Source organism: Vulcanisaeta distributa JCM 11217 (assembly GCF_001316005.1).
Classification (GTDB): domain Archaea; phylum Thermoproteota; class Thermoprotei; order Thermoproteales; family Thermocladiaceae; genus Vulcanisaeta; species Vulcanisaeta distributa_B.
Map to the genome: position 1 here is coordinate 1 of NZ_BBBJ01000007.1, position 25,514 is coordinate 25,514.

At 46.6% G+C, this 25,514-nt stretch carries 35 protein-coding genes and 5 pseudogenes; 16 read left to right on the forward strand and 24 right to left on the reverse strand.

Features of this window, described 5'->3' with window-relative positions; genetic code table 11:
- Positions 1–211 (forward strand): hypothetical protein (locus JCM11217_RS08030; protein WP_243678778.1); only part of this gene is annotated, 211 nt, incomplete at its 5' end.
- Between the two features lie 455 nt (positions 212–666).
- Here the strand turns inward: JCM11217_RS08030 and JCM11217_RS08035 are convergent.
- The 4 genes from JCM11217_RS08035 to JCM11217_RS08050 all read right to left on the reverse strand — a co-directional run bounded on the left by JCM11217_RS08035 (position 667) and on the right by JCM11217_RS08050 (position 2,987).
- Positions 667–1,086, reverse strand: coding sequence for a hypothetical protein (locus JCM11217_RS08035; RefSeq protein WP_054842622.1), 420 nt, complete (start codon positions 1,084–1,086; stop codon positions 667–669).
- Positions 1,070–1,924: a hypothetical protein gene (locus JCM11217_RS08040; RefSeq protein WP_054842623.1), complete on the reverse strand. Its 855-nt coding sequence runs from the start codon at positions 1,922–1,924 to the stop codon at positions 1,070–1,072. The genes JCM11217_RS08035 and JCM11217_RS08040 overlap by 17 nt, the downstream gene beginning before the upstream one ends.
- Before the next feature lie 23 nt (positions 1,925–1,947).
- Positions 1,948–2,652, reverse strand: coding sequence for a thermopsin family protease (locus tag JCM11217_RS08045; protein WP_054842624.1), 705 nt, complete (start codon positions 2,650–2,652; stop codon positions 1,948–1,950).
- 104 nt (positions 2,653–2,756) lie between these two features.
- The gene (locus JCM11217_RS08050) at positions 2,757–2,987 is read right to left on the reverse strand and encodes a hypothetical protein (protein WP_054842625.1); all 231 of its coding nucleotides are present in this window, start codon (positions 2,985–2,987) and stop codon (positions 2,757–2,759) included.
- Between the two features lie 742 nt (positions 2,988–3,729).
- Here JCM11217_RS08050 and JCM11217_RS08055 point away from each other — a divergent pair.
- Both JCM11217_RS08055 and JCM11217_RS08060 read left to right on the forward strand, forming a co-directional pair.
- Positions 3,730–4,179 (forward strand): annotated as a pseudogene (locus JCM11217_RS08055) (archease).
- A gap of 40 nt (positions 4,180–4,219) precedes the next feature.
- A complete protein-coding gene (locus JCM11217_RS08060; protein ID WP_243678779.1) occupies positions 4,220–4,405 on the forward strand; it encodes a hypothetical protein in 186 nt (61 codons plus the stop codon).
- Positions 4,406–4,468: 63 nt separating this feature from the next.
- Here the strand turns inward: JCM11217_RS08060 and JCM11217_RS15275 are convergent, their stop codons facing one another.
- Both JCM11217_RS15275 and JCM11217_RS08070 read right to left on the reverse strand, forming a co-directional pair.
- Positions 4,469–4,753, reverse strand: coding sequence for a type II toxin-antitoxin system VapC family toxin (locus JCM11217_RS15275; protein ID WP_243678780.1), 285 nt, complete (start codon positions 4,751–4,753; stop codon positions 4,469–4,471).
- Positions 4,754–4,924: 171 nt separating this feature from the next.
- Entirely contained in the window at positions 4,925–5,155 is a 231-nt protein-coding gene (locus tag JCM11217_RS08070) for a ribbon-helix-helix protein, CopG family (RefSeq protein WP_243678781.1), read from the reverse strand.
- A gap of 116 nt (positions 5,156–5,271) precedes the next feature.
- On the opposite strand from JCM11217_RS08070, the gene JCM11217_RS08075 reads away from it, so the two are divergent.
- Both JCM11217_RS08075 and JCM11217_RS08080 read left to right on the forward strand, forming a co-directional pair.
- Positions 5,272–5,625 (forward strand): hypothetical protein, encoded by a 354-nt coding sequence (locus JCM11217_RS08075; protein ID WP_054842626.1) that lies wholly within the window; start codon positions 5,272–5,274, stop codon positions 5,623–5,625.
- On the forward strand, positions 5,609–6,010 hold the full coding sequence (locus tag JCM11217_RS08080; protein ID WP_054842627.1) for a hypothetical protein: 402 nt from the start codon (positions 5,609–5,611) through the stop codon (positions 6,008–6,010). Before JCM11217_RS08075 ends, JCM11217_RS08080 begins: the two co-directional genes overlap by 17 nt.
- Here JCM11217_RS08080 and JCM11217_RS08085 read toward each other — a convergent pair.
- From JCM11217_RS08085 to JCM11217_RS08090, 3 genes are read right to left on the reverse strand one after another with little or no spacing between them, the layout of a single operon-like run.
- Complete coding sequence (locus JCM11217_RS08085) at positions 6,007–6,996, reverse strand: glycosyltransferase family 4 protein (protein ID WP_243678782.1); 990 nt, start codon at positions 6,994–6,996, stop codon at positions 6,007–6,009. The two genes, JCM11217_RS08080 and JCM11217_RS08085, sit on opposite strands and share 4 nt — an antisense overlap.
- A gap of 23 nt (positions 6,997–7,019) precedes the next feature.
- The gene (locus JCM11217_RS15280) at positions 7,020–7,277 is read right to left on the reverse strand and encodes a hypothetical protein (protein ID WP_243678784.1); all 258 of its coding nucleotides are present in this window, start codon (positions 7,275–7,277) and stop codon (positions 7,020–7,022) included.
- Positions 7,264–8,007 carry a hypothetical protein gene (locus JCM11217_RS08090; protein ID WP_054842628.1) on the reverse strand — a complete coding sequence of 248 codons (744 nt, stop codon included), beginning with the start codon at positions 8,005–8,007 and terminating at the stop codon, positions 7,264–7,266. Before JCM11217_RS08090 ends, JCM11217_RS15280 begins: the two co-directional genes overlap by 14 nt.
- Before the next feature lie 236 nt (positions 8,008–8,243).
- On the opposite strand from JCM11217_RS08090, the gene JCM11217_RS08095 reads away from it, so the two are divergent.
- Positions 8,244–8,741, forward strand: a complete 498-nt coding sequence (locus JCM11217_RS08095; RefSeq protein WP_243678785.1) for a PaREP1 family protein — start codon at positions 8,244–8,246, stop codon at positions 8,739–8,741.
- A 17-nt stretch (positions 8,742–8,758) separates the two neighbouring features.
- Here JCM11217_RS08095 and JCM11217_RS15285 read toward each other — a convergent pair whose 3' ends face one another.
- The 3 genes and pseudogenes from JCM11217_RS15285 to JCM11217_RS08105 all read right to left on the reverse strand — a co-directional run bounded on the left by JCM11217_RS15285 (position 8,759) and on the right by JCM11217_RS08105 (position 12,459).
- The gene (locus JCM11217_RS15285; protein WP_243678787.1) at positions 8,759–9,553 is read right to left on the reverse strand and encodes a 2Fe-2S iron-sulfur cluster-binding protein; all 795 of its coding nucleotides are present in this window, start codon (positions 9,551–9,553) and stop codon (positions 8,759–8,761) included.
- A 21-nt stretch (positions 9,554–9,574) separates the two neighbouring features.
- A complete protein-coding gene (locus JCM11217_RS15290) occupies positions 9,575–10,192 on the reverse strand; it encodes a xanthine dehydrogenase family protein subunit M (RefSeq protein ID WP_243678789.1) in 618 nt (205 codons plus the stop codon).
- Between the two features lie 106 nt (positions 10,193–10,298).
- Positions 10,299–12,459: pseudogene (locus JCM11217_RS08105) on the reverse strand (xanthine dehydrogenase family protein molybdopterin-binding subunit).
- A 144-nt stretch (positions 12,460–12,603) separates the two neighbouring features.
- Between JCM11217_RS08105 and JCM11217_RS08110 the strand changes: the two are divergent.
- On the forward strand, positions 12,604–13,182 hold the full coding sequence (locus JCM11217_RS08110; RefSeq protein WP_243678791.1) for a DUF367 family protein: 579 nt from the start codon (positions 12,604–12,606) through the stop codon (positions 13,180–13,182).
- Positions 13,183–13,185: 3 nt separating this feature from the next.
- Here JCM11217_RS08110 and JCM11217_RS15295 read toward each other — a convergent pair whose 3' ends face one another.
- On the reverse strand, positions 13,186–13,452 hold the full coding sequence (locus JCM11217_RS15295) for a hypothetical protein (protein WP_243678792.1): 267 nt from the start codon (positions 13,450–13,452) through the stop codon (positions 13,186–13,188).
- Positions 13,452–13,880 carry a hypothetical protein gene (locus tag JCM11217_RS15300; RefSeq protein ID WP_243678793.1) on the reverse strand — a complete coding sequence of 143 codons (429 nt, stop codon included), beginning with the start codon at positions 13,878–13,880 and terminating at the stop codon, positions 13,452–13,454. Before JCM11217_RS15300 ends, JCM11217_RS15295 begins: the two co-directional genes overlap by 1 nt.
- 55 nt (positions 13,881–13,935) lie before the next feature.
- Here JCM11217_RS15300 and JCM11217_RS08120 point away from each other — a divergent pair, with 55 nt between their 5' ends.
- The 3 genes from JCM11217_RS08120 (at position 13,936) to JCM11217_RS08130 (ending at position 15,370) form a co-directional block, all read left to right on the forward strand.
- The gene (locus JCM11217_RS08120) at positions 13,936–14,169 is read left to right on the forward strand and encodes a transcription elongation factor subunit Spt4 (RefSeq protein ID WP_054842630.1); all 234 of its coding nucleotides are present in this window, start codon (positions 13,936–13,938) and stop codon (positions 14,167–14,169) included.
- Positions 14,170–14,224: 55 nt separating this feature from the next.
- Entirely contained in the window at positions 14,225–14,626 is a 402-nt protein-coding gene (locus JCM11217_RS08125; RefSeq protein WP_054842631.1) for a 30S ribosomal protein S24, read from the forward strand.
- Positions 14,627–14,701: 75 nt separating this feature from the next.
- Entirely contained in the window at positions 14,702–15,370 is a 669-nt protein-coding gene (locus JCM11217_RS08130) for a hypothetical protein (protein WP_054842632.1), read from the forward strand.
- On the opposite strand, the gene JCM11217_RS15305 is transcribed toward JCM11217_RS08130, so the two are convergent.
- The 6 genes from JCM11217_RS15305 to JCM11217_RS15330 form a co-directional block, all read right to left on the reverse strand.
- Complete coding sequence (locus JCM11217_RS15305; RefSeq protein ID WP_243678795.1) at positions 15,371–15,802, reverse strand: hypothetical protein; 432 nt, start codon at positions 15,800–15,802, stop codon at positions 15,371–15,373.
- Between the two features lie 20 nt (positions 15,803–15,822).
- Complete coding sequence (locus tag JCM11217_RS15310; RefSeq protein ID WP_243678796.1) at positions 15,823–16,071, reverse strand: hypothetical protein; 249 nt, start codon at positions 16,069–16,071, stop codon at positions 15,823–15,825.
- Positions 16,068–16,463, reverse strand: coding sequence for a hypothetical protein (locus JCM11217_RS15315; RefSeq protein WP_243678798.1), 396 nt, complete (start codon positions 16,461–16,463; stop codon positions 16,068–16,070). The genes JCM11217_RS15310 and JCM11217_RS15315 overlap by 4 nt, the downstream gene beginning before the upstream one ends.
- Complete coding sequence (locus JCM11217_RS15320; RefSeq protein ID WP_243678800.1) at positions 16,456–16,791, reverse strand: cobalamin B12-binding domain-containing protein; 336 nt, start codon at positions 16,789–16,791, stop codon at positions 16,456–16,458. Before JCM11217_RS15320 ends, JCM11217_RS15315 begins: the two co-directional genes overlap by 8 nt.
- Before the next feature lie 156 nt (positions 16,792–16,947).
- On the reverse strand, positions 16,948–17,520 hold the full coding sequence (locus JCM11217_RS15325; protein WP_243678802.1) for a radical SAM protein: 573 nt from the start codon (positions 17,518–17,520) through the stop codon (positions 16,948–16,950).
- Between the two features lie 176 nt (positions 17,521–17,696).
- Entirely contained in the window at positions 17,697–18,317 is a 621-nt protein-coding gene (locus JCM11217_RS15330) for a radical SAM protein (RefSeq protein WP_243678803.1), read from the reverse strand.
- A gap of 232 nt (positions 18,318–18,549) precedes the next feature.
- Here JCM11217_RS15330 and JCM11217_RS08145 point away from each other — a divergent pair, with 232 nt between their 5' ends.
- From JCM11217_RS08145 to JCM11217_RS08160, 5 genes and pseudogenes are all read left to right on the forward strand, one after another.
- Complete coding sequence (locus JCM11217_RS08145; RefSeq protein ID WP_054842633.1) at positions 18,550–19,839, forward strand: FAD-dependent oxidoreductase; 1,290 nt, start codon at positions 18,550–18,552, stop codon at positions 19,837–19,839.
- A complete protein-coding gene (locus JCM11217_RS08150) occupies positions 19,836–20,057 on the forward strand; it encodes a hypothetical protein (RefSeq protein ID WP_243678965.1) in 222 nt (73 codons plus the stop codon). Before JCM11217_RS08145 ends, JCM11217_RS08150 begins: the two co-directional genes overlap by 4 nt.
- Positions 20,015–20,128 (forward strand): 4Fe-4S dicluster domain-containing protein, encoded by a 114-nt coding sequence (locus tag JCM11217_RS15335; protein ID WP_243678951.1) that lies wholly within the window; start codon positions 20,015–20,017, stop codon positions 20,126–20,128. The genes JCM11217_RS08150 and JCM11217_RS15335 overlap by 43 nt, the downstream gene beginning before the upstream one ends.
- Positions 20,129–20,206: 78 nt before the next feature.
- The gene (locus JCM11217_RS08155; RefSeq protein WP_054842634.1) at positions 20,207–21,034 is read left to right on the forward strand and encodes an electron transfer flavoprotein subunit beta/FixA family protein; all 828 of its coding nucleotides are present in this window, start codon (positions 20,207–20,209) and stop codon (positions 21,032–21,034) included.
- A pseudogene (locus JCM11217_RS08160) lies at positions 21,031–22,091 on the forward strand (electron transfer flavoprotein subunit alpha/FixB family protein). The gene JCM11217_RS08155 and the pseudogene JCM11217_RS08160 overlap by 4 nt, the downstream one beginning before the upstream one ends.
- A 40-nt stretch (positions 22,092–22,131) precedes the next feature.
- Here JCM11217_RS08160 and JCM11217_RS08165 read toward each other — a convergent pair.
- The 4 genes and pseudogenes from JCM11217_RS08165 to coaBC all read right to left on the reverse strand — a co-directional run bounded on the left by JCM11217_RS08165 (position 22,132) and on the right by coaBC (position 24,786).
- Positions 22,132–22,419, reverse strand: a complete 288-nt coding sequence (locus JCM11217_RS08165) for a hypothetical protein (protein WP_054842635.1) — start codon at positions 22,417–22,419, stop codon at positions 22,132–22,134.
- Positions 22,398–23,171 carry an MFS transporter gene (locus JCM11217_RS08170; RefSeq protein WP_054842636.1) on the reverse strand — a complete coding sequence of 258 codons (774 nt, stop codon included), beginning with the start codon at positions 23,169–23,171 and terminating at the stop codon, positions 22,398–22,400. Before JCM11217_RS08170 ends, JCM11217_RS08165 begins: the two co-directional genes overlap by 22 nt.
- On the reverse strand, positions 23,153–23,467 hold the full coding sequence (locus JCM11217_RS08175) for a hypothetical protein (protein WP_054842637.1): 315 nt from the start codon (positions 23,465–23,467) through the stop codon (positions 23,153–23,155). Before JCM11217_RS08175 ends, JCM11217_RS08170 begins: the two co-directional genes overlap by 19 nt.
- A 67-nt stretch (positions 23,468–23,534) precedes the next feature.
- Positions 23,535–24,786 (reverse strand): annotated as a pseudogene (gene coaBC, locus JCM11217_RS08180) (bifunctional phosphopantothenoylcysteine decarboxylase/phosphopantothenate--cysteine ligase CoaBC).
- A 303-nt stretch (positions 24,787–25,089) separates the two neighbouring features.
- Here coaBC and JCM11217_RS08185 point away from each other — a divergent pair.
- Positions 25,090–25,490: pseudogene (locus JCM11217_RS08185) on the forward strand (AbrB/MazE/SpoVT family DNA-binding domain-containing protein).
- Positions 25,491–25,514 lie beyond the last annotated feature (24 nt).

Sequence of the window (25,514 nt, forward strand, 5' to 3'; positions counted from 1 at the left end):
CGGATTTGAACCGGGGGGGGACTTCCCGACCCAATTGGGTTCTCGGGGGGGTTATGAGCCCGCAGGCTACCAGGCTACCCTACCCCGCTGGTTTTATGGGTCATTCTTTGTGCTTTTAAGGCTTTCGCTGGCTGTGGTGGGTTTGGTTTTTAGTTTTGGTGTGTTGGGGTGGTTGGTGGGTGATGATGGGAGGGGGGGTTATGATGTGTGATTGTGCGCCGGCTTTTTGCTGATTCTCTTGATTAATGCTCAGTGAGCCTTCCCGAGAAATATGAATAACCTACCAATCGGTCTTGAACATATTGTGAGTGCCATGAACCTGGTGCTCTTGATTAATGAATTGCGTCAGTGTCTAAATGATCGCGTCCCTAACCATGGCTATGGCAATCAATGACCTAAACATAAACCCACGCCTTAAGTAGGCTATTGCAGTCTTGAGGAGGTCACTGCGAAGTGAGTCGGCTCTCCACTAAACGCCAAGCCTAATGGCCTTCCTCCTAACGGAAACGAGCAACTGCAGACTAACTGCCTTGAATGATTCTCTCCAGGAATTCCATGGCTAGGGCAGGGCCTCCTTGGGCAGGATAAGAATTACTCCCTTTATCAAGTAACACACCTTTTAAAATATTTGTCCTAGAACTTATCAATAACGTGGTTGCGCAATGCTCATACCGTGATCACGTCATTACCCTGCCCATCACCTCTAAACCTCATTATTAATAGCACCATCAATACCGTGAGTAACATCATTAGGTATATCGTATAGTAATCACGATAGTTCACGTTAACGTACATTGGCGAGTCAATAGCTAGTATGATATTGCCCAGTAGTGGGTATTCACGACCATTGACGTTGATTGACGAGACAACGGCGAGGGTTAGGTTAGGCAACACCTGGTACCTGGGTATTGACAGCCTGATTACCGAGCCTGGCCACACCCACCCCCCCGTGTAGCTCGTGGTCCTGGTTCCATTGACTATCACTGGCAATGAACCCTTAATAACCACCAGGTACTGCGGAGATCCAGCTATGTTTATGCGGGTTGGTTCTGTGATTATTACCGTACCATTAACCGGGGGATTCAATTATAAGCCTCGTCGAATTACCGAGGTAGTAATACCTAGGTACGATAATGACTAGGCTTGTTCCGTTGGTGAGCCATCCTGTGTAATTCACGGTCTTAACGCCATTTATCAAGATGGGCACTGGGCTCGTAACCACCACTAAGTACTGAACTGCCCAATCCACGGTGATGCTCATGGGACTGCAGACCTTGTATGTGCCCGTCCCATTAATCACCACATACCTAGTGTCATTACCCAGGTAGTGGGCATCCGCGTTCACAATGAGGCGGCTGCACGCAGTCACCCAATTAACATAGTTCATTGTTAAGGAGCCATTCACGTTGATTGGGTATTCACTGCTCACGGTGATTAAGTACTGCCTAATCCAGCCTATGGTTATGTTCATTGGCTTATCCACTGTAATTAATAGTGAGGAGCCGTTAATGGGTAGTAACCTAGTTCCATTGCCCAGGTAATTTGGTGTGGCAGTTATGTTAATGACTGAACCAGCCCTAACCCACCCAGCGTAGTTACTAACTAGCGACCCATTGACACTTATCTGGCCTATGCTTGTTATTGAAATTAGGTAGTAAGTGGAGTAACTAGGCCTAACGATCACCACCTTGGGAACACTTGATGGCGTAACCTCAACACCCGTGGTGTTTAGAAATCTCCGGGCCCCCCCGTTGGTCATGACCCATACGCCGGCGAGCCTCATCATTACTCCAGGCGCAGGTTCCGCAATTTGCGGGTAGGATATGTTTATGGGGTTTACTATGTACGTACTATGCACAACTCCATCCAGACCCACCCACTCCACATAAGTCATTGGAACACTCAATGCATTGAAGGTGTCCACTTGCCCGTAATTTGGCTCACCATTTACGACACAGGGCAATTCACCGCACGTGGTTGTGCTAGGTACGTTGATGTTAGGTTCGTGTTAATGGCGAAGTTGTACATATTTGTGACCGGCATGAAGGATTCACCATTCCAATAAAGAAGAGCGATCTGGGCGTTAAACGGCTGCGCATTGCTCAGTCCATTACCAATTATTAATTCCGAGTCATAGGAATAACCACTGGGTGTGGCTAGGTATGGGTTCATCATTATGACAACCTTGGCGGCAAGGCCTAACGACACCTCATATGCCCAGTTAATTCCTGGCTCGCCGTAATGAGTACCATTCTCTATCACGGCATAGCCCAGCCAAACCACGGCATTCCCATTAGTTATGTTAACCATAACCGACAGGTACAGGGCATATGGAATCTCAACGTGCCCTAGCCATATCGTCGCCATGCCCAGGACCTGAGATTCGCTGTTTGTAATGTTGACTACGTAAATCGTCAGTAGAGAATTACCGTTAGAAATATTGAGGATCTCCTCGACCCAGTACTCGGCTATCTCGTAATAATGATAATCCACCACCAAGGATCCAAGGGCAATGTTGATGGGATTGCCAGGTTGGTACTCTGTAATGTTCACGTAGGCCAGCAACTCATTAGTAATTACTGGACCTAGGGATGTTATGCCAACCCCCCCGGGCTGGTTGATGACCCTAACGACCGCGTTAACCCCCCACACCGCACGGCGCTGGGTATAGAACCACTGAGTATTGGCCCTGCGGCATTGGAATTACGTAAGCTGCGCCGCCCGTCACGTTCTGGGAATATATGGCGTAGGCCTGTTCACCCGAGACCCACCTGCTGTATTGACCTGGGGGTGAATATGTATAGGCTGTAGTTATTACTGAGTACGTGAATCAACAGGTACTGACTTGAAAGCACTGTTACATTCCACAATCCCCCCCAACATGCACCACTACTCGGTGGATTAACGGTTATTGACTGCGCATAAACCACACTGGGCATTGACATAGCCACAATTAGGGCTAGCGCTACCGCAGTTACATACCTCATTCAATGCCTATATCATGCGCATCCCTTATAGGTCTTTAGTTAGGATCAGGCGTATTATTGGTAATCGTTAAATATTACATCCTGACCTAAGCCTAGTAATGTCACTGTATAAAGAAGTCCCTAATTAGTGGCGTGGTCTTTGGATACCTATACACAGTCATTACCTACGTATTCGTCCTGGTTTACGTAATCCTACCGATCAAGCTCATACCGCTGATTCAATAAGCTATTGCAATATCTAATTGCCATGATAAGCATGGTAGGGCTATCCTTCTTAACCCTCGGCGTCGATGCTGCCATAGCCAGGGAAAGCGTCATGCTCTATTCATAGCCCGAAATCATCCCTCAAAACTTCTTATAAGTCCATTAATCATGAATACCGATGTTACGAGAAAGACAATGATTATGGCGGTGATTATTAAGTGTGTTATGAAGTTTTATGAAGTAAACCACATCATTAATAATGGTCTCTGAGTATGGGGCTACAGCAGTAATTAATGAACACGCTTATGCATTGAGTATGTTCATTAAGTAATTCATACGTTGTTAATAATGATTATGATATTGCAGCATTATGATTAATAACCTAAAATGAGCTAATATCCCTAACGAAGAACCTAACCAATGCATCAATAACATGAATATAACGATGCACATTAATGAATTACCGGCACACTTAAAAGTTAATCTTGCGGGTTAACAACACGTAAGATTGTTAAAGGGGTTTGATAGTGGTATCCTAATGCAGTGCCAATTACCCGCCAGGTATGAGTATGGGGAACACACGGCCGACGTCGCGTGATAGCCTACGGATGCACGCTTGAGGAGGCCTTTAAGAATGCCGCACTTGGGGGGGTTGCTGACCTTACTTATTACGTTGATAGGGTTGAGCCGAGGGAGTTCGTAGAGGTTAACGTGGAGGGCGAGGATCTTGAGCAATTATTGTTTAATTGGATTGATGAGTTCATATACCTATTCGATGGCAGGAAGTTCGCCTACGGCGACTATTTCAGGGAGGTTAGTATTGAGGGTAATGGACCATACAGGATTAGAGCTACCGTCGGTGGTGAGCACTTTGACATTAATAAGCATGGTTATAGGGGGCCTAATAGTTAAGGCGATGACCTACAACATGATGGAGATTAAGAAGGCCAATAACTATTGGAGACTCACGTTCGTGGTTGACATCTAGGTTATGCATTAAAAGGGGGGGATTACGTACTAACTATCGTATGTCATCAAGCACCACGAAGCGTAAGATCGGCCTTACACTCATTGGTATTGGTGTCGCCCTGTTGTTAGTGGCCTCGGCGCTCGCGTATATAGAATTAATCCGGAGCATCTCTATACCACAGCCGATCTCACTTACGAGCGTGCTTTACGTATTGGCCGTGGTCACGTATAAGGTAGCTTCATAGCCGTAATCGCCTGGGCAGGTGCAATACTCATAACGAGGGGGGGCCTACAAGCGTTATAATGGGCTAGCCGATATATTTAGCATTCAGCCCCCCCTCATTAATCAACACCTGGTACAATTTCCTATCAGCCGTGACAACCTCATTAGCGCCTATAAACTTTGCTGATGCTACTTGTACAGCATCGGCTTGGTAAATGTGATATTTCTCAATTATTGACCACGTGCTCCTTAGTATTGATAACTTAATTGGTATAATCATAAGTACGCCTAATTTAACTAGTCTTAAGGTTTCTCTCATGAATCGTAGCTTAGCGGTTTCATACTCATTATCAGTTATTAACTTCCTCATTCTTGCCCTATCAAGGACCCCCTAATACCTCTCCTATGTTCCATGCATTGAATGCTAATTTTACACTACCCGTATAGGAACTTAAATAAAGTGATTTTACATAATCACTGCCGGGTTCAGAAATGTACCTCTTTACTATGGCACTACTGTCCAGATAAATCACTCTCTCTTTCATCCCTCATCTCCCTCACGAGACCACTCACTGGCTCCCTGCTTAATCGGTTCAAAATCAAGCTCTGGATTGGTCTCCTCGGGTATTAGTGTATTAAGCTCAATCATCAGCTCCTCTTTAATCAATTCCTCCAGCAATTCGCTAGCGTCTAAACCCTGCTCCGCAGCATGTCTCTTAAACTCTCTCCATAATTCCTCATCGATATAGATACTAGTCTTTATCTTGCCCATACCTTCCTTATTGACTTAAAGGAGTAAATAAGTTTTTCTGTAAATACTTAATTAATCCAGCGTTCCTAAATTACTAAGGCGTTAAGACTTATTACTTAATCAAAATACTGGCTTTTGTGAGGGTTGCTATTGCGTTGGCAATACTCTCACTGGTGATTACATTGATTGTACTCGGCATTTCAGCATTAACGACGGGGGGGAATTTAAGTAGGTACGTTAGCGCCAGCATTTATCAGTCAGGTACTGGGTATTACCTAAACTTCACGGTGCGTAACCCATTGCCATTACCATTGGTGATAACCATATCGCAGGGAGGCCTTTCAAGGAGTGTTTATGTTGAGCCCTATGGTTTTGGAGAGGTCGTAATGCCAATAACGTCACTTAACGTACCAATAAACATAACCGTGTCAATACCTGGTATTGCCAACGTCACCAGTACGGTGACCCCCCATCATGAGGATCAGGGATAGATTAATAAGTGGCGTGGTTAATGCCGTTACCGACGTACTACTCCTAATCCTAATGTTGATATTGTACTCATTACTTAGCTCATACATGGCGCACCTGCCCTTTTCATTCACGGCAATAACCACGGAGTACATCACGCTAATCGCGGCCTTCGCATTGCTGGCGTTTTTACGCGGTTTACTGGCGGGTCACGTACTTGCCTACCCAGTAATCCTTGGTGAGGCTACGTTGATAACGGCGATATTCCTCTCAATACCGAGTACAATCACGGCCTATGGGGTTACCGTAAATATAACGCCACTGATCTACTTCTTATGGTCCATAGAGATGGCTTGGATTGTCTACTCAATAATCGATCAATTCAACAACACACTGCTTGATCCCTAACGTAGGTATTCCTCGATTTTAACGGCAAGTTCCTTAACGAGCTTACTCATTAATAATTGCGAGGCTCTCTCCCTGGCATTCCTACCCATCCTATCCCTCTCCTCAGGATGATCAAGGAGTCTCTCCACGGCTTTGGCGGCACCCTCGATATCCTCCGGTCCATTAACGTGTATACCATCTACCCCCCCATCCCTAACGACCCACTTCTGTCCATAAACGGCGGAGGTTATTACGGGCACGCCACCATACATAAACTCCAACTGCGTCAAGCCAAGGGCCTCCATCTTACTCATTATTATGTTCACGTAGGCCTCCTTAATCAACTTCTTCTTATCCTCAACACTCAACTCCCCCCCAGTCAATGTCACATTACTCAAGCCCCCCCTAGTCTCATTGACCACCTCATCCCATTGATCGCCAGGCTTGCCGGCAATGACGAAGTGCACGTCACGCCTATGCCTAAGCATCCTGGCAACCCTGACAACGGCCAGTGGGTTCTTCCTCTCCTCAATAGTGCCCAGGTAAGCCACTATCTTAGCGTCATCGGGAATCCTATACTTAACCCTGAAGTCGCTCGAATCAACAGCATTCAAATCAGCCACCTCATCATCATCGATACCTCCCGGGAATACGTAAATTTGCTCAGGCCTTGCACCCATCCTAATCATTTCCTCACCCTCAAGTGGCGTTACGCAAAGGACAAGGTTCGCAGCCTTAAATATCTCGGGAAACGCCATGTGGTTCCAGGCGAGCCTATACGTTCTCTCGACTACGTCATACCTCGTTGGGTCTGGCGGTTGATAATGGCTCATGTGACCAAAGAACACGTTACCACCCTCAAGACCAAACGTTGTCAACATCCTCCTCCACATCACGTACTTAGCCGCATCCTCAGGTCCATTCCAAAGCGTGGAATGAGTTATCAAGGAGTTCACGTTAAAATCATCGCCAATCCTCCTGAGCACATCAACGAAGTTCTTGAACATGATTCTCCTAGGAGGCCACTTGGCTATGTAACTGTCAACCTAATGGTGGGTAACCCAATGGTGGGGTCCTTCTCCTGAAATACGTAGCCCTCCAGTGACGTCTCAACAACTCTCCTCCTAACGACCTCATTACCGTCATGGTAAATACTCGTTATTAGGTAAGCCTCATAACCAAGCCTAAGAAACCACTTAACCATCCTCTGAGCAACCAACTCCTGCCCCCCCTTGGAATTGCTCGTTTGATACATTATAACGCCAATGACAGGCTTAGCCACCGCCATCACCCCCCCTCCTTTCACCCCCCCTACTTCCTGACTGACCCCACTCACGCTCCAGGAACCTCCTTAACGGCTCCCTCAGTGGAACCGCCAGTACAAGGCCTATGGCAACCCCCCCAAGTCCAATGGCCACAGCCCAGGCGAGTCCTTGGGCAAAGATGTAAAGTATCGTGACATTAACCTTCATGACGCTCAACGCTATTGTTATGACCATGTAATAGAGTATGAACCTAAATGCGTCGCCAACGAAATTAAGTAACGTCTGTGCGTATTGGTCATTCGCAGGATAACTACGTTTAAAATAATCACTTATCCAATCCACCATTATCAAACCAATGATTAATATAATAACGCCAGATACTAAGTACGGCAGATACGACAATACGCTCTTCGATGTGTCGTATAGAAAGGCGAGGTTTGGACTCGCGTAGGATAATTCAAGGAGTGCGTAGAAGATTGCGGCTATGTAAATGACCCACTTAACGAATAAGCCCAGGAAGTCACCGGCCGTATAACCACTCCTAAGTAGTGCACGACCAACTGAGGTCTTCCTAAAGAAGGCATCGAGGCCCGTAGTATATGATATCTTCTTAATTAGTATCTCCACGAGTCTCCCAACCACGTAACCAACGATTATTATAACCACGGCAGCTAGTACTGTGTAAAAAACACCCTGTGGTATAAAGCCAAATACCTCGGTCTGCGTTGCTGTTGAATTTACGGTAGCACTCATTACTAAAGAGATTTACAGCAAGGTATTTAATACTTTAGGATGATGCTTTTGACGATATAAACTATCATATTGATGTTGTTAATTTAGTATCAAAATAGATTGAAAGAGAAAACTAAACCAACTTATATACTTACACTGGCCCTTAATGTCTATTAAGTCAACATTAACAGATTAGAATCATTGGAGACTTAGTTTTATATTGATTAGTATCGTGTGCTTAAAATATGGAGGTTCATATGAGAAGGTTGAATACTGAGACACTGGCTAAGGAAAGACTTGAGGAGGCCATTAAGGAACTTGATGTGGCGGAGGTTTTCTTAAGGGAAGGCCTTGTCAGGAACGCTGCGGGTAAGGTGTTCCAGGCATGGAAGGCGTTCCTCTCATACTTAGCGTTAAGGAATGTGAATTTACTTCAGGAAAAGTATCGCGGGAATAAACGTGTTGGAAATGCCGCTATACCGCTCTATGAGTGGATAGCCGCAGTATTACCGACTAATAGAATGACTGAGCTAGGTGCGGAGATTGAGAGGATAGTCCCAGGCGTGGCCGAGTTAACGGCCATGGCCCTACAATTACATGAGTATCGATACAACGGTCCAGACCCGGAAGGCATTAGGAGTAAGATACCAAATGATGAAACAGCCATGGTATTAATTAAATCCTTCATAACTAAGGCGAGGGCATTAATGAGCACTTCAAGCAGTGAGTCAAGTAGTATCAATACATCTGGTTAACGCTAATGACGTAATTGTTAAGATTGTAGGTATTTGGCGGCTTTCTTAATGGCCTTGATTATGTTTATGTAGCCTGTGCAGCGGCAGATATTCTTGATGCTTAGTTTCAGTAGGTCATCATTAGCCGTTGGGTCTATGTTGGTGAGGTAGTCCTGGGTCACCATCATGAAGCCGTGTGTACAATAACCACACTGCATTGCGTACTCCTCAAGGAATGCCCTCTGTATTGGGTGTAGTTCCATGCCCTTACTCAAGCCCCCCCTTATTGTTGTTACTGAGTGCCCTGAGACCCTGACCACAGGTACCATGCATGACTTGACGGCTCTACCATCAACAAGCACAGTGCATGCACCACACTTACCCTCATCACAGCCCCTCCTAACCTCCCTAAATCCATGTCTCCTTAGGAAGTCGAGAAGCAATAGTCTTGGCTCAACCAAGTCCTCAATCCACTGCCCATTGACGTTAACCCTAACCCTAACCAAGTCCCCCCCCACATACTCAACACCATCCCTGAACTCCCACTTAATTAACTCGTCCTTAACAGGAGCCTTAATGTACTGCACCGAACCACTGGCTATCTCGGTCAAGGCCTTGGTTAGTAAGTTCCTGGCCACCTTGACCTTGTAATCACCAGGTGCGTGGGTATCCTCAAGGGGCTTGGCGTCAATTGATGAGAATATGGAATTCACAATATCATTGACCCTAGTTCCAACCTCCTTAATCCCAAGCCCATTTAAGTGGCCGCTCACTAACACGGGCTCTGGGTAAACGGCGCCAATGGCTATCCTGGAGTCTGTTATGACCCCCATCCTTTTCCTGATAGGTGACGGCTATGATAACACTCGGGAATGACGCACCACCCCCCCTCCTAAAGAATTCATAAACGCCCCCCTAAAGCCGCTGAGTGGTATCCTGACCTCCGTGATTAATTCATTAGGCTTTAGGTCAGTGGTGTATGGTCCCTTATAGAGTTCTGAAACCTTAACAGTCCTCTCAGTACCGATTCCCCCCCTAATCATGACCTCAGCATCCAGGGCTATCAGAGCTGGGTAGTAATTAGCCGCTGGATCTGCATGAGCTAGGCTACCACCTATCGTGCCGAGATTCCTAACCTGAATATCTGCTATATGCCATGCAGACTCACTTAATACCTTTGCATTGTCGTTAATGAGCTTGTTCATTGCAATGTCGTTATGCGTAACCAATGCGCCAATCCTTAGGTAATTGCCCTCAACCTTGACGTACCTAAGGTCATTAATGCCAAGTATGTCAATTAAATACTTAACCTCAGTCATCCTAAGCTTAAGCATAGGCATTAAACTCATGCCACCAGCGAGCACCTTAGCATCACCACCATATTCATTGAGCAGCTTCAACGCCTCATCGACTGTTGAAGCCCTAACGTACTTAAATCCCCTGGGAATACCAAGGGCGTAAGCCATGCCCATCACCCCTCGACAGCCCTCATTATCTTATAAGGCCTCAGTGGCAGGTCTGTTACTGCTTTACCAATTATTGAGGCCAGGGCATTGACTATCGCCGCAGGCACACCCATCATGGCTCCCTCACCAACACCATGAGCCCAGAGACTAGATGCTTCGTGGGTGTTTCAAAGTGTATGAACTCCACCTCCATACCCACAGCCTCAGCCAGCGTTGGTGTTTCATAGATATCGAGACTCGTCGTTAATGGATTACCCTGATCATCATACATCAACTCCTCATAAAGCGTGAGGGCGAGTCCATGCATTAAACCACCCATTAATTGTCCATCAACGAACTCCCTCTTGAGTATCCTACCAGCGTCATGGGCTATCACGTACTTCTTAACCTTAATGTCATACGTGTTTGGGTCGAGCTCTATAACGGCAAGTTGCGCCTGTATTGCGTATGTGGCTGATGAGTTTATTTTATCACCCTCTGCCGCCTTAACCGTTGGCGGTTGATAAAACACGGTAGCGCTCAATGACGCATCCAAGCCCTCTGGTAATGAGCCTGGGTCCCAATTAACTGATGATGCCATTCTCCTAATGTCGATCCTCCTACTTGGGTTGTTTATGTCATAGAACTGACCATTCTCATAACCAACCTTATCCGTGCCAAGCATCGCCATGGCTATTCTCGTCAACTTCTCCCTCAATTGTCTCGCGGCAAGTATCGCAGCACTAACTACTATTGGGGGGGCGAACCTGGATGAATATGAACCATCTGATAGCGCCCACGTCCTTGTCGTATCAACCCTATTCTCAACAATTATTACTGAGGGGGTCGACACCCAGTTCCGAGGCGACGACCTCGGCGAGCGTTGTTTCGTGACCAAGCCCCCCCTCGTTGGTGCCATTAACGAAAACCCTAATGTACCCACTCATGTCGAGGCTGATTGTTACATAGGAACCAGAGCCCGAGTGCGGGTATTTACGCTTGCTTGGCTCGATTGCTAAATCTGTGTAGCCTAAATTCGTGCCTGCCGGCTCCACGAGGACTGCAATACCAACACCAATGTTTGGGTTCTTCCTCCTCTCCTCAAGCCAACGCCTATACTCAGGTTCTATAGCCCTAACGACCCTCTCATAGTCCTGCCTTGGGTATAGGCCGCCTGTGACCGTCTCGTAGAAGTACTCATCACCAATCTTCTTCGGGAACTCCCTAATTAGGTTCTTGATCCTAAGCTCGAGTGGGTCTATACCAAGTTCACGGGCTAATTCATTAACGGCAACCTCAAGCATGTAATAGAATGGTGGGCCGCCATAAGCCCTGTTAAGGCCTGTTGGTAACTTATTCGTTATTACTACGTAATCCTCAACATCGATGGCCCTAACATCATATGCACCGTTCATGTTACCGTGAACCCTAAATAGAACGCCAGGATCAGGCGGCCTTGGATACGCACCAACATCCTCATAAAACCTATACCTAAGTCCCTGAATCACGCCATCCCTAGTCGCCGCAACCTCCACAACACCCTTCCTAGCACCACCTGAGTTGCTGCCCACGAGGTGCTCAGTCCTACTCTCAACCCACTTAACAGGTCTGCCACTAAGTATTGACGCCGCAGCGGCTAGTGTTATGTATGGATAAAGTGAGTACTTAGAGCCGAAGCTACCACCAACGTCCCTAGGGCCAAAGAGCCTAAGACTACCCGTTGGTAAGCCTAGAGCTCTCGTTACAAAGTAAGTTATCAATAACGGCCCTTGAGCATTAGCCCAGACATTCAGTTCACCACCAGTATAATGTGCAAGGACTCCGTAGGTCTCCAGGGGCATTGCATTGTGCTTTTGATAGTAGAACTCACGCTTTATAACGACCGGAGCCTCAGAGAACACCTTATCCACAGGCCCAAACTTCATATGCCTATACATGGCCACGTTCGACTTAAGCTCCTCATGAACTAGTACATCACCCTTCAACGCATCATCAAAGGTGAGCACGGGCTTTAATGGCTCGAAATCAACCTGGACATAATCAAGTAAGTCAATCGCCTTATAGGGGGGGTCATCGGCGAGGACCACGGCTATTGGCTCACCAACGAACCTGGCCTTATCCCGGGCAAATGGATAATACTTGATCGGCGCATCCACAGCCAGTGGGAATGGGTTTGGTATTACCTTAGCCAAGTCGCTTGGCCCGTAGGCAATGCCTCCATGCTCAAAGACCCCGCTTAAGTCAACCTTGAGTATTCGGGCATGGGCGTAGGGGGGGCTCCTGTAGATCGCCATGTAGAGCGTGCCTGGCGGTGTGGGTATATCATCAATGTACTCGCCAGAACCGGTCACTGCACGGAGACCTTCCCGATAATGAGGCAATTTACTCATTAACTTCAGTAATTGGGGGGGATTGGTTATTAAAGTATTAAGTTATTAATGTTATTAAGGTATATGGCGCCTAGGATATTCATCTATAGATTGCCGCAGGACGATCCAAGGAAGAACACGGCTATTAAGCTGGCTAGGTTTGGGCTTGTGTATTTAGTAGATAGTATTAGGGCGCTACCGAGCGGCTCAATAATACTTGACCCAACCGCCAAAACGCCATTAACACCCAGCGATAGGGATACTGCCATGTCAAGGGGGGGTTTATCATTAATTGATTGCTCATGGAAAAGGGCAGTGGATGTCCATGCTAAGTTCGTTAAGGGCCACTTCATTAGGAGGAGGCTGCCACTGCTCATAGCGGCTAACCCGACCCACTACGGTAAGCCCTACATCTTAAGTACGATTGAGGCAGTAGCAGCTGCTTTATACATAATGGGCTTTATGGATGATGCCATGGAGATTCTAAGGCTGTATAAGTGGGGGGGTCCAAACTTCGTGATAATTAATCGGAGGTACCTTGAGCGGTATGCCGCGGGTGATTTGTCGCCGGAGAGGGAATTGCTTGGTGTTGATGATGTTGAGCATGGGCTTGAGCAATTAATGATTGCATTAACTAGGAATGATTAATGGTTACTTCCTACTGTTGGCGTGTAGGCATATACTTCTTAACGGGCATTTATCGCAAAGTGGGTTATCGACTAAGCAGTACTTCTTACCGATGGTGACCACGGAGGCATGTACCAACTTATAGGTGTATAAGTCCCTGGGTATTAACTTCTCAAGTGTTTCCTTCCAGGAATCATAATCATCACCAGGGTTAACGCCCAATACCCTACTGAGAACTCGCTTCGTATACTGTGAAATAGGCATTGTTGGTATGTTCAGGGCGAAGAGCATTATCGAGTCCGCAGTCTCCCTACCAATACCATCCTGGTTAAGCAGGAAATCCCTGACATCACCCTAAGCCTCAGCCTTTCTAAACCGCCAATCACCGTAATGTTGCGGGCAAGCTTAACGAGCCTTTGAGCCTTTGTGAACCTGTAATTAACTCCCTTAATTATCTCAGCCAGGTAATTAGGGTCGGCATTAGCAATACCCTCAAGAGTGTTTAAACCAAGTTTTCTGAGCCTATTAAGGACCTCATGAACTACGTCCCAACGGGTTTGTTGAACGAGTATTGCTGTGATTACGACCTCATCGGGCGTCTCTGCACCACCCCCCCACCACTTAGTTGAATAGGCATCAGCGGGATACCAGCCCACGCTCTCTAACTCGTCCTTCATGTTATCGAAGATTTTGATTAATTTGTTCATCGTCTCGTTCATTACCGAGCGTAATGCCTGGATAAGTTTATTAAAGTAAACCCGCGCAACACGTGTAATGAGTGCGAGAGGTAGGAGGCCGGTTAGGCGTAGTCCATTGCCTGGTTATAAGGCTTGTAGGAATTGTAAGGCAGTGGTGCCTGAGGATGTTGATAAGTGCCCAGTGTGCGGTGGTACCGACTTCACGAAGGATTGGATGGGCCTAATAATAATACTTAAGCCCGAGGAGTCCTGCATAGCCAAGAGACTTGGCATTACTAAGGCCGGCATGTACGCAATCGAAGTCCTATAATCCCATAGGTAACAAATAATACTTATTAAGGGGGGGTTTCTCAACGTCAAGACTGATGTCAATACCAATGCCGAAATTACCGGAGGGCGTTGAGGCAGGTAAGCTCGTATTTAAGCTACTCAACATTAGGGAGAATAAGGTTATTGGCCGTAAGGAAGTCACCGCCGAGGCTTGGCACGTGGGCTTACCAACACCAAGTAGGGTTCAATTACGTGAGGAGATTGCCAAGGCCATGGGTGTTGATGTTAAGCAGGTATACGTTGTTAGGGTTGTCACCGAGTATGGTAGGCATAGGAGCGTCATTGAGGCTCACGTTTATGACGATCCAAACATAGGCGAGAATGTCGAACCACTCTATATCAAGCTCAGGAACATGCCGAAGGAGGAGGCTAAGAAGATACGTGAGGAGATGAAGAAGAGGAAGACCGAGAAGAAGGCTGCGGCTAAGAAGCAGTAATTTACGCGTATAAATCTACACCCGTGTAAATCAATAGATTTTTAAGTGAATAATCAGTGAATTGGTGGTATATCTATGGATTTTAGGGAAGTCCCAATTAATGAATGCCCAATTAAGTACCTGGACACGCTTCACCTAATACTATTCATACTTTATAAAAGGACTGAGTTATGCAGGAACCTTGGCCTTAACTGCATGGACCTACCCGTACTGGCAACAACACCGCTTACCGTTAGGAATTGTGACAGGAATGATGTTCATAAGTTCTTTAGGCGCATGAGGAGGATTGTGGAGAGGATTGGTAATGAGATTGAGATTTTTAGATTCGGCAGGTTAAGTGCGTCATTGGCCATTGAGTTTAGTACCGGCAATATTAAGGTCCATAGCAGCTTCATCGTGAGTGATAGCGATTGCAACAAGGTTCAATGCGTTACTGTGAATAATGTCACCACGTTATATATGAGACTAATCATTAGGTTGAGTGATAAGAACATAGTCGTCCTTAATGTGCCTGACGTCCTCATTTGGCTGGCAAGGGTTTATGGCTTAGATACCGTGTATAGCGCGTTGAATATGGTGCATAATTATGTTGAGAATGGTACCTTTGGCGATGACCTTGATAAGGTCCTTGAGATAGTTAGTAAGTGGGGCGTTAATTTGGATAGGGACTCCTTTATCAATGCCACATTGCCTGGTAGAAGAAGCCTATTGATTTTGAGGGAGATCCTCAGTACCACGGCTTAATTACTCACTACGTCTAAGTAATTTCTCTGTGAACCAAGGAACCAGGGAGTTCTTTATCGCGGACATTATCGTACCCAACCTACCATGTACCAACTCATGGATTAGGAAGCCAAGTCTACTGTAGTACTTCACGTAAGCCCACTGAAGCATTTTCTGGGCCTGCTCCTTAGTGAATTTGTAACCCCCCCTCATAACGGCTTTAAGCGTTGTCCAATGCTCCCAATTCCAATCCTCAATAAGGTTATCATTAAGTGCTTGGTAATAAAGTGGTGTGCCTGGGTATGGCGTGGCGACTGTGAACTGCGCATATGTTGGGTTTAGCTTCATGGCGAACTTGACTGTGTTCTTCATGTCATCTATTGACTCCCATGGGAATCCTATCACGAAGGAACCCACGTGGTCTATCTTAATCTCCTTAGCCCACTGAAACACCCTAACCGCCTGCTCAAGGGTTATCCTTTTACCAATCCTATTAATCGTGTCCTGCTCCCAGACTCAACGCCAAAGTATAGCGCGGTGCACCCATGGTTCTTTAGCGCAGTCATCATCTCCCTATCTATTGTGTCAACCCTAGAACCACAGGAGAAGTTTATATCAAGCTTTCTCTCCTCAAGTTCCCTGAGGAATTCATACACAAACCTCTTACCGAGTGTGAACTCATCATCGGTGAATACGATTATGTTCGTCTTATACGTATTCACGGCATCCTCAATCTCATCAGCACGGCCTTAGCCGACCTATACCTAACCATCCTGCCCCAGAAGTATGATGTTGAGCAAAAGGAGCAGCCGTATGGGCATCCCCTACTCGCCATAACATGGACTATCTTAATTGGCTTACCAAATAGCGTGTATTTATCCATGGGCAATAAGTGGCGGGCCGGCGGTGGTAATTCATCAAGATTCCTAATTGGCGGCCTATCGGGAGTCTTAATCACTTGGTCACCATCCTTAAATGCTAAACCCTTTATTGACCTTAACCGCGCTGGGTCTAACCCGTACTTCTCCATCGTGTTTATGAGCTCAAGCGTTGTATACTCACCCTCGCCCCTAACAATAACATCAACGTTATTGTTCAACGCCTCCTCATACATGAAGGTTACGTGGGGGGCCACCCATTATAATCGGTATGTCCCTATCATACTCCTTAATCGCCTTAGCTGTTTCATAGGCCTTATAAACAGTTGGCGTTATTGCTGTTATACCAACAACATCTGGCTGCCAGGACTTAACCTCGCTCATGAATGTCCTCAGATCAATGCCCTCAGTTGGTGAGTCAATTATCCTAACCTTATGTCCAGCCCTCTCGAGTACGGCCGCGATCCAGGCAAGGCCAAGTGGCGGTGCCTTAAGGCCAAGTACCTTATACAGTTCTAACTTATCAATTCCTGGAGGGACTGCGAGTAAGACTTTCATTTTCATCACCTCACTTGAAGGCTAACGGTGATACCTTCACCTTAATCCTCAGTATATCCTCCTGCAGCTTCCTCCACTCGGCCGAGTTATATATACAGCCCGGGTCTGGAGCGAGTACGTCACCGAAGTAGTTATACGCCCTGGCCCTACAGCCACCGCAGATCAGCTTATACGGGCATTTACCGCAGAATCCCTCAAGCTATCCCTATCCCTGAAGTTCTCCATGAATGGATCCATCCAAATATCCCAGAAGGACTTAGTCCTTAGGTTACCCACTGGGTATGGCAGGAATACGCATGGCGTTAGCGTACCCTCAGGTTCGATTGCTGCATAAACACGGCCAGCGCCACAACCACCGATGAACTCCGTCAACTCCCTAGTTATTGGATCATTGGCAATTACGAAATGTGTTGGTGAAACATCCTCACCACCGCTTAACTGATTAACTACCCTGCCGTACTGAGGAGCCGTGCTTATGATCTCCATCTTCCTCCTCCTCATCTCCTTATAAATATGCCTAAGGAACTCCTCCCTCTCCTCGGGTGACAGGTCAATCTCCAGGTTCTCACGGCCCCTACCTACTGGAACGAAGTTGAAGAACACAACTCTCTTAACGCCAATCTCCTGGGCCAGGTCAAGTATCTTGTCAACCTCATGAATATTGTACTTGGTCACCGTGAATGCTAACGCCGCACTAAAGCCAAGCTTAACGGCATTCCTAAGCCCCCCCTGCACCGCCTTAGCCCATGCACCTGGTACACCCCCCCTAAACTTATCATGAACATTGGGATCAGCAGCGTCAATGCTTATCTCGACATACCTAAGTCCAAGCTTCTTAGCCTTCTCCGCAAATTCGAGATTTGCAAACGTCGTTCCATTAGTCGCAATGGCCGGGTAAAAACCCCTTCTACCTATCTCGCCAAAACAGGCCAGAAGTCTCTGTGAACCGTTGGCTCACCACCAGATAATGCGATGGCCGGTACTCCGGCCTCATCAAGCTCCTTAACAACCCTAAGCTTCTCATCAAGCGTTAACTCATTGGGCAGTGGTTTACCGGCGTTTTGGTAACAATGAATGCACCTTAGGTTGCAGGCGTTTGTGAAGTTCCACACTATGAAGAATGGGGGGGCGGGGGGGAGCTTCTGCGGTGTCGTAACACCGAATAGGGCTATGCCTCTCAATGTAGTGACTATGCCCCTCCTAATCGCTGGATCACTAAGCAACTGCTTAATTGGCTCCTCATCCGCGTGCAGCCAAGCCGTGGCAAGCTTCATGCCCATCTCAAAGAATGGAGCCACGAAGTGAGCCACCGTTGGGCACTGGGATTCACCAGCATACTTTGCCAATACCCACTCCATCAATGGCTTCCTCTCACCATTGAACTCCACCTCCTTAGTCAATACCCTGAGCGCCCATCTAACAATGCCTCTATTCAATAATCTAATCGCGGCTATTAATGCACCAGCACCACTTCCCGAATCCTCCACCTTCTTCTTCACTAACTTATCAATGTGTTCTCCCAATGATGACATACTAGTAATATCTATTTAGATATCAAATTAAGCCTGCTTATCCGAAAAACAACGTGAAGTTCTATGTGGCTTCACGAGCAAGCAAACTCTTTTCAATATTATCAGCCAGGATAGAGTCATGTCATTTAATCCATTGGGTTCGCCCTCATCATCCTGAAAAGAGAATTTAACTGAATTAATTAAGTCTATTTAGCGTTAATACTTAATAAGGTGTATGTCTAATCCCTGACTCGTGGGGGGGACAAAGTTCGATGTAATAGTGGTTGGCGCAGGACCGGCGGGACTCACGGCAGCCCAGCAATTGGCTAGTAGGGGGGGGTTTAAGGTGTTAGTCATTGAGAGGGGTAAGAAGCCAGGTAGTAAGAATGTCTTTGGTGGCAGGATTTACGCCCACGTCCTTGATAGGCTATACCCTGAGTACGTTAAGGAGGCACCAGTTGAGCGCTGGGTCAGGAGGGAGAGGATAACAATGATGACTGAGGATTCCTGGACAACCGTGGACTTCGAAACCACGAAGGTCGAGCATAAGTCCTTCACCGCATACCTAACAAACTTCGTTGAGTGGCTTGATAAGAAGGCAGAGGCGGCTGGCGCCGTAGTTGTCTCAGAGGTTCCAGTTGACTCATTAATAATTAAGGATGGGAGGGTTGTCGGCGTTAGGGCTGGTAATGATGAGGTTTATGGTGATGTTACGATAATAGCCGAGGGAATAAACAGGCTGGTTCTAGAGAGGAGCGGTTTAGCCCCCCCTAAGTTAAGTCCAGAGATTGTGGCTCTCGGCGTTAAGGAGGTCATTAAGTTGAGTAAGGAGGAGATTAATGATAGGTTTAACCTTGATGAGGATGAGGGTTTAGCATGGGTTATAGCTGGATTCCCAACGCATTACCTACCAGGTGGTGCCTTCATATACACTAATAAGGAGGCCATAACCCTGGGCATAGTCCTATACCTAAGTTATGGCTATCAACTTGACGTGCCAATTCACGACCTTATTGAGGAATTTAGGCTACATCCAATGGTTAAGAGACTTATTAAGGGTGGCCAACTCCTTGAGTACTCAGCCCACCTAACGCCCGTTGCCGGCATTAACGCGGCGCCACCTAAATTATACGGTAATGGATACCTAGTCACTGGTGATGCGGCTGGTTTCCTGCTACATCTCGGCATATTAATTAGGGGGGGTGTGGACTTCGCCATGGAGAGCGGTAGATTGGCTGCGGAGGCTGTCACTAAGGCTCATGACTTGGGTAAGTACGATGAGGATACGTTATCAGTTTATGGAAGGCTACTTGAGGATTCCTTCGTGCTTAAGGAGCTTAAGACCTTTAGGAATGCACATAAGGTTTTAATAGAGCCGAGACTGTATAGTGACTACGTGAGGATGATAAACAATCTGTTGAGGAGGTACTTCGAGGTTGATGGAACACCAAGGAAGCTGGGCTCAACACTCCTTGAAAGCAAAGGTAATTTAACTCTCATTGATTTAGCAAGAGATGCCATTAGGCTGGTGATGAACCTATGAGCCTAGACAGGAAGATTCCAATTGAGGAGAGATTGAATAGTAACGCTTGGGATGTTGACCAGAGACCGCACATTAGAATTATAGACCCTGACCAGTGCAGGAAGTGCGATAAGAAACCCTGCCTATACCTATGTCCAGCAAGGTGCTACACACCAGGTCCAGACGGCACAGTGGTATTTTCACACGAGGCTGCCTTGAGTGCGGCACATGCCGTGTAGTCTGCCCAGAGAATAACATTGAGTGGAATTATCCGAAGAGTGGCTTTGGCGTTCAGTACAGGTTTGGTTGATGCTTCGTGCCTGCTATATAATGCTATATATGTCAAAGTTCAGAAATACATATTAAGTCAAATATCTGCCTTTAATTGATGGGTGGATTAACGATAATAGTCCCTGTGAAAGCCGCGGTACCCAATGTGACAGCAGTTAGGCTTGACCCTGTGACCCATAATCTAGTGCGTGAAGGGGGGGTACCACTGATGCTTAATCCATACGATAGGAATGCCCTCGAATTCGCCCTTAAGCTTAAGGATAAGTATGGTGGTAAGGTAATAACACTATCAATGGCGCCACCAAGCGGTAAGGACTTCCTAGAATCAACAATCGGCATGGGCGCTGACGAGGCATACCTAATCACTGATAGGGTATTCGCAGGTGCTGATACGTTGGCCACCTCATACACCGTGGCAAGGAGCATACAGAGGCTGTTCCCTAACTTCGACCTTATAGTATTTGGTGAGGAGACCACGGACTCAACAACAGCTCACATGCCTGCCCAGGTAGCCTCCTGGTTGAGTCTGCCCTACGTATATTACGCGGTTGATGCGGAGGTTAAGCTTGAGGATAGGCTTATCGTGGTTACTAGGTATCTGGAAGATGAGGGAGTCTATGAGACCTACGAATACAAGATGCCAATAATAATCAGCGTTTATAAGAATAGTAATCCACCGAGGGACATAAGTCTCACTAAGAAGGTTGAGGCTAAGTTAAATGGATTGGTGAAGATGGTTGATAATAATACTTTAAAGCTCGAGAGGGAGTGCGTCGGTCTGAGGGGCTCGCCAACGATAGTTGCTAAGATTGAGGACGCAAAACCAATAGAGAGGAAGAAGCAAATATTCAAGGGTGATCCGAGGGAGGCGGCTAAGTGGTTGCTTGAGAACCTGACCAAGGAGGGGGGGGTGATCAAGCCATGAGCGCGGCGCAGGCCCAACAAAAGATCTGTAGTGAGTGGAATCCAGTGAATAAGAATGAGTATAGGGGCATTTGGGTATATATCGAGTATGTAAACGGCGTAATTAAGGATGGCAGTCTGCAATTGATTGGTAAGGCCAGGGAGTTGGCAGGTAAGATTAACACCGACATGACGGCCGTGATTCTAGGCTATAACCTTGGTGATGCTGTTAAGGAGCCCATTTACTATGGCGCAGATAAGGTAATCTATGTCGATCACCCAGCCCTGGCTAAGTACATACCGCATATCTACGCCAACGTCATCGTTCAATTAGCCAATAAATACAAGCCAGAAATAATACTATTCGCAGCAACCAAGAGAGGCAGGGAATTAGCGCCGTATGTGGCCAACTCATTGAGGACTGGCATCACGGCTGACTGCACCGAGTTGGATGTAGATCCAAAGACCAGGGATCTAGACCAGGTAAGGCCTACTTATGGCGGTAACATACTAGCCCATATAAGGACTCCAACCAGAAGCCGCAACTGGCCAGTGTTAGGCCCAACGTATTCCCAACACCACCGAGGGATACAAGTAGAAAGGGCGAGATCATAGAGGAAACCATTGACTCGATGCCTAGCATTAATGGGCAGGGGGGGTTAATTGAGGTTAAGTCCGTAACTAAGGGCGAGGAGTTACCGCCGGTTGAGAAGGCCGACATAGTCGTTGTTGCTGGGCGTGGCGTGGGTAGCGCTGATGGTGTTAAGCTACTCACGGAACTTGCAAAGCTACTCGGCGGTACCATTGGCGGTACTAAGAAGGTTGTGGATGCTGGTTGGTTACCAGCTGATAGGCAGGTTGGGCAGACTGGTAAGACCATAAGGCCCACGCTTTACATAGGCATTGGCGTTAGCGGCGCCATTCAGCATATTTTCGGTATGAAGGAGTCTAAGATAATAGTGGCGATAAATAGTGATCCAAATGCGCCAATATTCCAGTACGCGGATTATGGAATAGTTGGTGATTATAGGGATGTTGTGAAGGAGCTGATAGAACTATTAAAGAGCTATAAGAAATAATTAAATAATATATTTAACTTATTTTAACTATGCCATAATTTCATTCGAGCTGTTTTCTAACAGTCTCGGGACCTATTGATGCGCCTATTATTGTCATTGCCGCACCAATCATTACGACTATTGATGGCGCCAGGGCAGCCGCAGTTATTGGGTTCATGCCACCTTTTAGGTTGGCATACAATAATAATGCGAAGGTCGGCGCTAATGAACCAATCGCTGCATTCAGATTCCAGCCAAAACCAATCCCGCTCCACCTGACCTCTGTTGGGAATATTTCGGAGAAGTAGGCGGTCTGCACAGTGGCGCTTAGGGTGAATATGAAGTACATGAGGCCAGTGATAGGGCCATTATTGGTATTGAGAGGGTTGTTAGGGCTAGGTAAAGTGGGTATATTGTAATTAGGAGTATTGCCGTTGGTACTATCAACATCCTTCTCCTACCGAATAGGTCAGTTAGGTAGCCACCAAATGTATTGCCTATTATACCGCCAATGCTGCCGAGCATTAACGGTAAATATGTCAATTGGACAAAGGCCCTCTGGAGCTCCGGAATATAGCTTGATAGTAACTTGGTGAATGTTGTTACGAAGCCATACCCTGCGTAGAACACGAAGGTTAGGCCAAGGTTAATCAGTATGACGAGAACTAGGCTAAACCAGTACCTTCTAATGGCGGTTGCTAACGGTACTTTAACGATCTTACCCTCCTCCTTCTTCCTCTCCCAAAGTATTGACTCTGGGGCTGCGAACCTTATTATCAAGCCTATTATGACGACAACAGCACCGCTCAGGAATAAGATCCTCCAGCCAATTACGCCTATTGGATAGTAAGCACTGACAAGTAGTAATAAGCCTGTTGCGAGTAGTGAGGCGACTGACATGCTTGAGTTAAGCACCCCCCCATTAACTAAGCCGCGCCATTTAGGTGATGCGAATTCCAAGGCCCACACAACACCGCCACCAGCCTCGCCACCATAACCAAATCCCTGGACAAACCTGAATATGGTGAGTAGGGTTGGTGCCCAAATCCCTATCTGCGAGTACGTTGGCAGTAATGCTATGACTATTGTCGCCACGGCCATCGTAACCGCATCACCAAGCAGCGCATTTCTTCTACCGTACTTATCCCTATGTGCCCAAAGAATATCGCACCGAGGGGGGGTCTCGCGAAGTAGCCCACGGCAAAAACAAGTAATGTGTATAGAAGCGCCGCCAATGGGTTTGACTTCGGGAAGAATAGCTCACTTATATATGGGATTAATGAGAAGTATATCAGGAAGTCGTAATACTCAAGGGCCCATGCGAAGAAGGTCGATATTGACGCTAGCATTAAGCCCCCCCTCCTTCTAACGTGCTCAGGAATAGATGGTCCGCTCATAGCATAGTATCAAGTTAAGGGCACATTTAAAGTGTTACCTAGTGATATATATGGCTATTTAACATTCCTAACTTTTGACACGTGACTTGGTTATGGATAGGTATAAACTTAGTACCTCCCTCGCCAATTCACGCTTGTGCAATGGGCCTATTCTCCTAATAACTCCATTCTTATCTAATACGAGTACCTCATCCTTCTCAGTGCCAAATCCCCCCCTGCTCTCACCAACCAAGTGCGCAAGTGCCAAGTCCCAATCGCCCTCACTAGCCCTCCTTAATGTCCTGGCGATTAACTCCTCCTCCGTGATCCCAACCTCGGCCTTATAGGCTATTAAGAATGTATTTGGCGAAAACCTCTTCAGATCCCTGGCAATCTTAGGTGCTTGAATTAACTCAATGACTACCTTATCCAAGTCACTACTTAATTTACCGCTTACTCGATCCCTAACGTAGAAGTCGAGTGGCGCTGCCGTGAGTATTGCTAGGTCGTAATGGCGCTTACTGACTAGATTAATGGCTACATCATACATCTCGAGGACGCTCTTAACCCTGTAGATCTCGGCGCCGGGTGGGTCACTAATGCCTACTGGTCCCTCAATTAGTGTAACCCTGGCACCCCCCCTAGCATCGCCTCCCTGGCGAAGTGATAGCCCGTTAAGCCACTACTTGGTGTTGTTATGTACTTAGTGGCATCGATATACTCATGCGTTGGGCCTGAGGTAATAAGTACGGATAAGCCAATCATGTCCCTTGGCGATAATAAATCAATTACTGAGTCAACGATCTCCTGATTAGGCGCCAACTTAGCCTTACCCTCCTCAATAACAGGCTCGACAAAGCGAACCCCTAAGTTACGCAATTTCTCAATGTTCGCCCTAATGATTGGGTTTCTCCACATTGATTCGTTCATTGCCGGGACGAGTAATAATGCACGCCCGAGCCGAGGGCAGTCATTGCGCATAGGGTTACCGAGGTATCACCAATGCCATTGGCGATCTTACTGATCGTGTTCGCCGTGGCTGGCGCAACAACCACTGCATTGGCTGTTGCGCAGATGTTAACATGTTCGGCGTAACCACTTAGCTCCACGTATACGGGGTTACCCGTAGCCCACTCCATGATCCTCGGACCAAGTAACTTACTTGCCTCCTTACTCATGAACGTGATTACATCAGCCCCCCCATGCCTAATCAATTCCCTAGCAATGTCTGGAATCCTATAAATCGAGATGCCGCCAGTTAAGGCCAGGACAACCCTTTTACCACGCAGTAAATTACTTCTTGAACTCCTTATTAACTCAATATCCTCCCTAAAGGACACAATTACTGTGAAATCGCCGATTATTAAGTTATTTCAGACCATGCGATTCCAATCATTGCTCATGACCCAACCGCCTCATCATCAATGATTTAGTTAGTGAACAGACTTTTAAGTCTATGGCATATTGGAATGAGCAGAAGAAGAATACGCGTTAATGCTTAGTCTTTTGATTTAATTTCAATTACTAATTAAGTTTCAATCACAAAACACAGCGCAGATAAACACTTCATGAAGTTTCACGTTGGTTTCACAATTCAGTTTCACAAAAGCCCTTAAAAGATCACTAGGGTTACGGTAAGGTCGATGGCATTCACAGAGGAGATTAGGTTGGTAGGAGGGGATTACCAATAGATGACTTACCGTACTCAATCAAGGTCTACATAAATAACCAAGTATTAATACCAGCAAACCTAGTTAGGTCCTTGGGACTCGATAAGGTAAAGTACGTCGACGTGGTCCTTGAGCATAACGGGCAAAAGATAGAGGTTAACAACGTTAAACTCCTTAGGACTAGGCATACGGCGAGTAGGCAGTTCACAATACCGAAGGATGTGAGGGAGAAGTACGGGATTAGACCGTTTGATGACGTAACGGTACACATGATAATACCAAGGCAGGTTCATCTTCATCAAAGAATTAAGTTGATGAATAAATTCAAAACTGAACAGCATCTAAAAATCTCTAACACACAATCCGGGCATTAACTCATTACTTAACTTCCTGAATAA

Coding starts and splice junctions, on each gene's coding strand:
- JCM11217_RS08050 (WP_054842625.1), bottom strand. CDS start 2,987: ATGAGGTATGTAACTGCGGTAGCGCTAGCCCTAATTGTGGCTATGTCA.
- JCM11217_RS08060 (WP_243678779.1), top strand. CDS start 4,220: ATGTCATCAAGCACCACGAAGCGTAAGATCGGCCTTACACTCATTGGT.
- JCM11217_RS15275 (WP_243678780.1), bottom strand. CDS start 4,753: ATGAGGAAGTTAATAACTGATAATGAGTATGAAACCGCTAAGCTACGA.
- JCM11217_RS08070 (WP_243678781.1), bottom strand. CDS start 5,155: ATGGGCAAGATAAAGACTAGTATCTATATCGATGAGGAATTATGGAGA.
- JCM11217_RS08080 (WP_054842627.1), top strand. CDS start 5,609: ATGAGGATCAGGGATAGATTAATAAGTGGCGTGGTTAATGCCGTTACC.
- JCM11217_RS08085 (WP_243678782.1), bottom strand. CDS start 6,996: ATGTTCAAGAACTTCGTTGATGTGCTCAGGAGGATTGGCGATGATTTT.
- JCM11217_RS15280 (WP_243678784.1), bottom strand. CDS start 7,277: ATGGCGGTGGCTAAGCCTGTCATTGGCGTTATAATGTATCAAACGAGC.
- JCM11217_RS08090 (WP_054842628.1), bottom strand. CDS start 8,007: ATGAGTGCTACCGTAAATTCAACAGCAACGCAGACCGAGGTATTTGGC.
- JCM11217_RS08095 (WP_243678785.1), top strand. CDS start 8,244: ATGAGAAGGTTGAATACTGAGACACTGGCTAAGGAAAGACTTGAGGAG.
- JCM11217_RS15285 (WP_243678787.1), bottom strand. CDS start 9,553: ATGGGGGTCATAACAGACTCCAGGATAGCCATTGGCGCCGTTTACCCA.
- JCM11217_RS15290 (WP_243678789.1), bottom strand. CDS start 10,192: ATGGGCATGGCTTACGCCCTTGGTATTCCCAGGGGATTTAAGTACGTT.
- JCM11217_RS08110 (WP_243678791.1), top strand. CDS start 12,604: ATGTTATTAAGGTATATGGCGCCTAGGATATTCATCTATAGATTGCCG.
- JCM11217_RS15295 (WP_243678792.1), bottom strand. CDS start 13,452: ATGCTCTTCGCCCTGAACATACCAACAATGCCTATTTCACAGTATACG.
- JCM11217_RS15300 (WP_243678793.1), bottom strand. CDS start 13,880: ATGAACGAGACGATGAACAAATTAATCAAAATCTTCGATAACATGAAG.
- JCM11217_RS08120 (WP_054842630.1), top strand. CDS start 13,936: ATGAGTGCGAGAGGTAGGAGGCCGGTTAGGCGTAGTCCATTGCCTGGT.
- JCM11217_RS08125 (WP_054842631.1), top strand. CDS start 14,225: ATGTCAATACCAATGCCGAAATTACCGGAGGGCGTTGAGGCAGGTAAG.
- JCM11217_RS08130 (WP_054842632.1), top strand. CDS start 14,702: ATGGATTTTAGGGAAGTCCCAATTAATGAATGCCCAATTAAGTACCTG.
- JCM11217_RS15315 (WP_243678798.1), bottom strand. CDS start 16,463: ATGTATGAGGAGGCGTTGAACAATAACGTTGATGTTATTGTTAGGGGC.
- JCM11217_RS15320 (WP_243678800.1), bottom strand. CDS start 16,791: ATGAAAATGAAAGTCTTACTCGCAGTCCCTCCAGGAATTGATAAGTTA.
- JCM11217_RS15330 (WP_243678803.1), bottom strand. CDS start 18,317: ATGTCATCATTGGGAGAACACATTGATAAGTTAGTGAAGAAGAAGGTG.
- JCM11217_RS08150 (WP_243678965.1), top strand. CDS start 19,836: ATGAGCCTAGACAGGAAGATTCCAATTGAGGAGAGATTGAATAGTAAC.
- JCM11217_RS08155 (WP_054842634.1), top strand. CDS start 20,207: ATGGGTGGATTAACGATAATAGTCCCTGTGAAAGCCGCGGTACCCAAT.
- JCM11217_RS08165 (WP_054842635.1), bottom strand. CDS start 22,419: ATGTACTTCATATTCACCCTAAGCGCCACTGTGCAGACCGCCTACTTC.
- JCM11217_RS08170 (WP_054842636.1), bottom strand. CDS start 23,171: ATGGCCGTGGCGACAATAGTCATAGCATTACTGCCAACGTACTCGCAG.
- JCM11217_RS08175 (WP_054842637.1), bottom strand. CDS start 23,467: ATGAGCGGACCATCTATTCCTGAGCACGTTAGAAGGAGGGGGGGCTTA.